The sequence below is a fragment of the Methanosaeta sp. UBA356 genome (assembly GCF_002496465.1).
Taxonomy (GTDB): Archaea; Halobacteriota; Methanosarcinia; order Methanotrichales; family Methanotrichaceae; genus Methanothrix; species Methanothrix soehngenii.
Genome location: NZ_DAKC01000044.1, coordinates 1 through 4,207, shown reverse-complemented (window position 1 = coordinate 4,207; position 4,207 = coordinate 1). Strand labels below are relative to the sequence as shown.

Below are 4,207 nucleotides of genomic sequence, written 5' to 3'. Positions count from 1 at the left end.
CTGCTCAGTCATCAGTAGGCTGTATAGTCACTGAGTGATATATAGGTTTTGGTGGGCTACTTACGGCTTTCCTCCCCGCCCTGAAGAGCGGGGCTTCCAGCCTGTGTTTATGTGAGGTCCGGCAGAGGTTGTAGCCTCTGTGTCTCCACATGAAAAAATCTTAAGGCATGCTGGTTTTCATGCTTTGGAATGGAGAGGAACCCAAAAAGGGGGTGCAGAATTGCTTATTAATCTCTGCATCATGGGCAACTTCTTGTCACAATCGTCTATATCTATAGAGTTGCTAATGGAAGTGGACGATCCGGGAGCACTGCTCCTTGCCTCCTGCATCCTCGGATCACCCCCTCCTCCCTCACCTTTTCTTTTTCATCTGACCGACGTTCCCGTTCCCGCGTTCAGTCCTTCAATCCGTCGGTTGTCACCGAGAAGACCGCTTCCCCATCAGGCAGGTTGGGCGAATCCACCAGGCGAGCGATGCGTTTCTCCCCTTTGGATTTTCGCAGGTAGAGCCGGAAGGTGGAGGTATGGCCCAGGACATGCCCTCCCACCGGTTTAGTCGGATCTCCGAAGAAGGTGTCCGGCTTGGACATGACCTGATTGGTCACCAGGATCAGGGCGTTGTTCAGGTCTCCAAAGCGCATCAGGTCGTGAAGATGCTTGTTGAGCTTCTGCTGGCGGTCGGCCAGGGTCCCCCGCCCCACATACTCTGCCCGGAAATGGGCAGTCACCGAGTCCACGATGAGCAGCCGGACCGGCCTCTCAGAATCTTTGACCTTCTCCGCCAGGTCCATGGCGCTCTCCGCCAGCAGGATCTGGTGATTGGAGTTGAAGGCCCTGGCCACGTTGATGTTCTTTAAGAAATCCTCAGTCTCCCAGATCCGGCCGTCGGGTGCAGGCGGCAGCCCCTTGACCATCTGGTCGATGCGCTCCGGCCGGAATGTGTTCTCAGTATCGATTATGATGACGGAGCCATTCAGCCCGCCCATCTCCACCGGCAGCTGGATATTCACTGCCAGCTGGTGGGCGACCTGGGTCTTGCCGCATCCGAACTCTCCGTAGAGCTCCACAATGGCCTGAGTCTCCATACCTCCGCCCAGCAGCTCATCGAAGCTCTTGCAGCTTGTAGTGACCTTACCCACCTGCTTTCTCCGCTCCAGGATGCGGTCACCGGTCTCAAAGCCGCCTACGTCTGCCGCTTCCCGTGCCCCGGCTATGATCTTGGCGGCAGTGGCCTCACCAACCTCCGCTGCGCTCACCAGCTCTCCAGGAGAGGCAACGGCAATGGCTTCGATTGAGTTGAATCCCGCCTCGCGCAGCTTTTCGGCAGTGGCCGGACCTACGCCCGGCAGGTCTTCCAGTAGTTTTATTGCCATCTTCACAGTTCCTCTGGTAGGTGTTCTCATAACTCACTTAACTTCCTTACTCAGGCGGGGCGAAAGTAATCCTGGTGCGCCATCCGCAGGAGAGCTCCAGTCCTTCATTCCAGCCGCTCTTGACCTGCGCATCGATAATCTCCGCCCTGTATCCAAGATCAACCTCAAGCAATCGATCGACATGCTCACCCCATAGAGCTGCCCGGATCCGGCCGGAATCATCAGAGATGTAGATATTCGCCACCCGGCCCATTCTGCCATCATCCCTCTGAAACTCCCGCACCTCCCCCAGGCCGGATACAAAGCCGGAAACGCTAGAGAGCATTCCCTCTTTCAGCTCCGCTATTGGGGTCATCCTCTCTGAGAAGTCCAGCTTTTTAGTGCTCTTGCGAATAGCGGTGCTCCCACCGGTCTGGATCTCCAAGAGGCCGTACCTCTCCCGGACTGAGCCGCCTACGATCTCAAGCGTCTCCCCCTTAAGAAGAGGCATCTGGGCCTGCTCATTCCAGAGGGTGAGCCGGATCTTGCCGGTCTCATCTCCCAGCGTCACCCCTCGAACCTGGCCCTTGCCCCCATCTCGGCGCTCAAACTCCCTCATCTCTCCCGGATCCACAACCACCGCCAGAAGGTTGACATCGCTCATGTCCCTCTTCAGCTCTCCAATCCTGTAAGGCGCGACGCGTGGATGAATATCCTGATCTATCTCCTCGAATCCGCCGCCACGGCCCAGGCTGACCTCAGTCCCCGCAAATCCCTCTTTGGCCAGTCCCCTCACCTTGAGGCACTGGTCTACAGCGAGGTCCCCTGACTTGATCAGCTCTGCTGTCTCGTCCCAGAGGGCGACACGCACCGACCCGGTCTCGTCCGCCAGGGTGATGTTTGCCACCCTGCCAAGAGATCCGTCTGATCGCTGAAACTCCCGCACAGGAGATACGGCGATCACCCTGCCGGTGAATGTGACGTTCCCCATCTCAGGCCGGATGCTCCCGATCTTGGTCAGAAGATCAGGGCTGCCCAGGTCCCTGGCCACCAGCATGGCCGCGGTCCGGGAGTCGCATAAGCCGGCCATAAGGGCCACCTTCTCTTTCACCCTCTCCTCGAATTCTTCAGGTGATATGCTGTCTGCAACCTGACGGTAAATCTCCTCCAGCTCTGAATCCATCAACGATCATCCATGAATGGCATAACGCTCCTGCGTACTTCTCAGGTAGGGGGCATTGCATCGGGAGAGGAAGGCATTAGAGACTTCAATGGGATCTCCGTCTGCAACCAGCGCGCCGTTCTCCATCAGTATGGCCCGGTGAGATACCTCTTTGACGAAATCCACATGATGACTCACCAGGATAATGGTCGTACCAAACTCCGAGTTGATCTTCTTTATGGCATTGGAGACCTCCCGCAATGTGATGGGATCGATATCTCCAAACGGCTCGTCCAGAATCATAACCTCTGGCTGGGCGGCAAGGAGAATGGCCAGGGAGGCTCTCACCAGCTCCCCGCCGGATAGCTGCCTGGGAAGCTTCCACATGACACTTCTGTCCAAATCCAGCAGGTCGAATATGGGCTCAGCGAACTTCTGGGCCTCAGTGTTTGGAAAGCGGGGGAATAGATCTTTGAATATATCCCTCGTCAGCCCCAGAGACTCCAGAGCGGACTTTGCATCCTCTTCAGACATATCCGCCATGGCATAGATGATATCCAACACCTTTTCGCTTATGCCCATCTCCTCGGCTACGGAACGGGCATATCCAATCACATCGGTGCTCTTGATGCCCATCTGATATGCGATCTGATCGATGATGGTCTCCCCGGCATAAAGGGCGAACTCCTGGTACATGACACCCAAAGTTCGACGCACATTCATCCTATGGGGTGAATAGGTGAGCATATCCACCCATTCATCGCCATAGCGGTAATAGACCGCTCCAGCATCCGGCATTCTGACTCCTTGCATGATCTTGAGAAGGGTGGTCTTTCCTCCGCCGCTGTTGCCTATGAAAGAGGTGATCTCCCCTTTGTTGATGTCGAAATTGAGATTCTCTATCCTGAGGACGTCTAAAACCTCTCCCTTGCAGACCTGGCAGCTCCTCTTGGACAGGTCTCTCACCTTGATCAATGGTCCCAGGTTTCTTCTTGGCGCCAAAGGCTCGGGCTTTCCAATTCCCGCCATAAACCTGTTCAGGATCTCTCGTGGCTCTCCAACAGCTACGATCTCGCCCTTCTCCAGCCAGATCAGCCTGTCCGCCAGATAATTGTGGACCTCCGGCAGGTGGGAGACGACGACTATTGTCAGGCCAAGCTTATCCCGAACGTTCTTGATGGCATCTAAAACCTCCTGCTTCGTGGCCGGGCAGGCCATGGTGGCCGGCTCGTCCAGCAAGAGGACCTTGGGCTTTTTGGCCAGCTGTCTGGCGATCACAAGCCTCTGCTTCTCACCGCCGCTGAGGATGGTTGCCAGGTGGCTGGCCTTCTTTTCCAGGCCCACCAGGCCCAGGTAAAAGAGCCCCTCTTTGTACATTTCATCATAATCAGCATTCTCGGGTATGGGCAGGACCTCATAGCCCGTCTTGCGTGAATGAATTCGTCGCACCACGTTATTGAGAGCGGACTCCGTCCAAAGGGCAAAGTCCCTTTGCAGGTGTATGGCGGTGGCCGCCATCCGCGCCCTTATCTCCTCATCGCTGGAGTCTGGGGTGATGGTAATGCCGTCCATGGTGATCTTGCCGGAATCAAAGCGATCCATGCCTCGCAGGATCTTCATCAGGGTACTCTTTCCGCCTCCGCTCTTGCCCACTATTCCCAAAATCTCGCCCGGCTGGGCGGTGAAGCTTATG

At 56.2% G+C, this 4,207-nt stretch carries 3 protein-coding genes; all 3 read right to left on the bottom strand.

What is annotated here, in order from left to right:
• Window positions 1-395 precede the first annotated feature (395 nt).
• The 3 genes from radA to BP727_RS03465 are packed head-to-tail and all read right to left on the bottom strand — an operon-like array spanning window position 396 to window position 4,206.
• Entirely contained in the window at window positions 396-1,373 is a 978-nt protein-coding gene (gene radA, locus BP727_RS03475) for a DNA repair and recombination protein RadA (protein WP_013720241.1), read from the bottom strand.
• Between the two features lie 46 nt (window positions 1,374-1,419).
• On the bottom strand, window positions 1,420-2,535 hold the full coding sequence (locus BP727_RS03470; protein ID WP_286857386.1) for an OB-fold nucleic acid binding domain-containing protein: 1,116 nt from the start codon (window positions 2,533-2,535) through the stop codon (window positions 1,420-1,422).
• A gap of 6 nt (window positions 2,536-2,541) precedes the next feature.
• Window positions 2,542-4,206 (bottom strand): ATP-binding cassette domain-containing protein, encoded by a 1,665-nt coding sequence (locus BP727_RS03465; RefSeq protein WP_342766267.1) that lies wholly within the window; start codon window positions 4,204-4,206, stop codon window positions 2,542-2,544.
• Window position 4,207: the final 1 nt, after the last annotated feature.

Excerpts from the sequence above, each read along its gene's own strand:
- radA (WP_013720241.1), bottom strand. The coding sequence starts at position 1,373 with ATGGCAATAAAACTACTGGAAGACCTGCCGGGCGTAGGTCCGGCCACT.
- BP727_RS03470 (WP_286857386.1), bottom strand. The coding sequence starts at position 2,535 with ATGGATTCAGAGCTGGAGGAGATTTACCGTCAGGTTGCAGACAGCATA.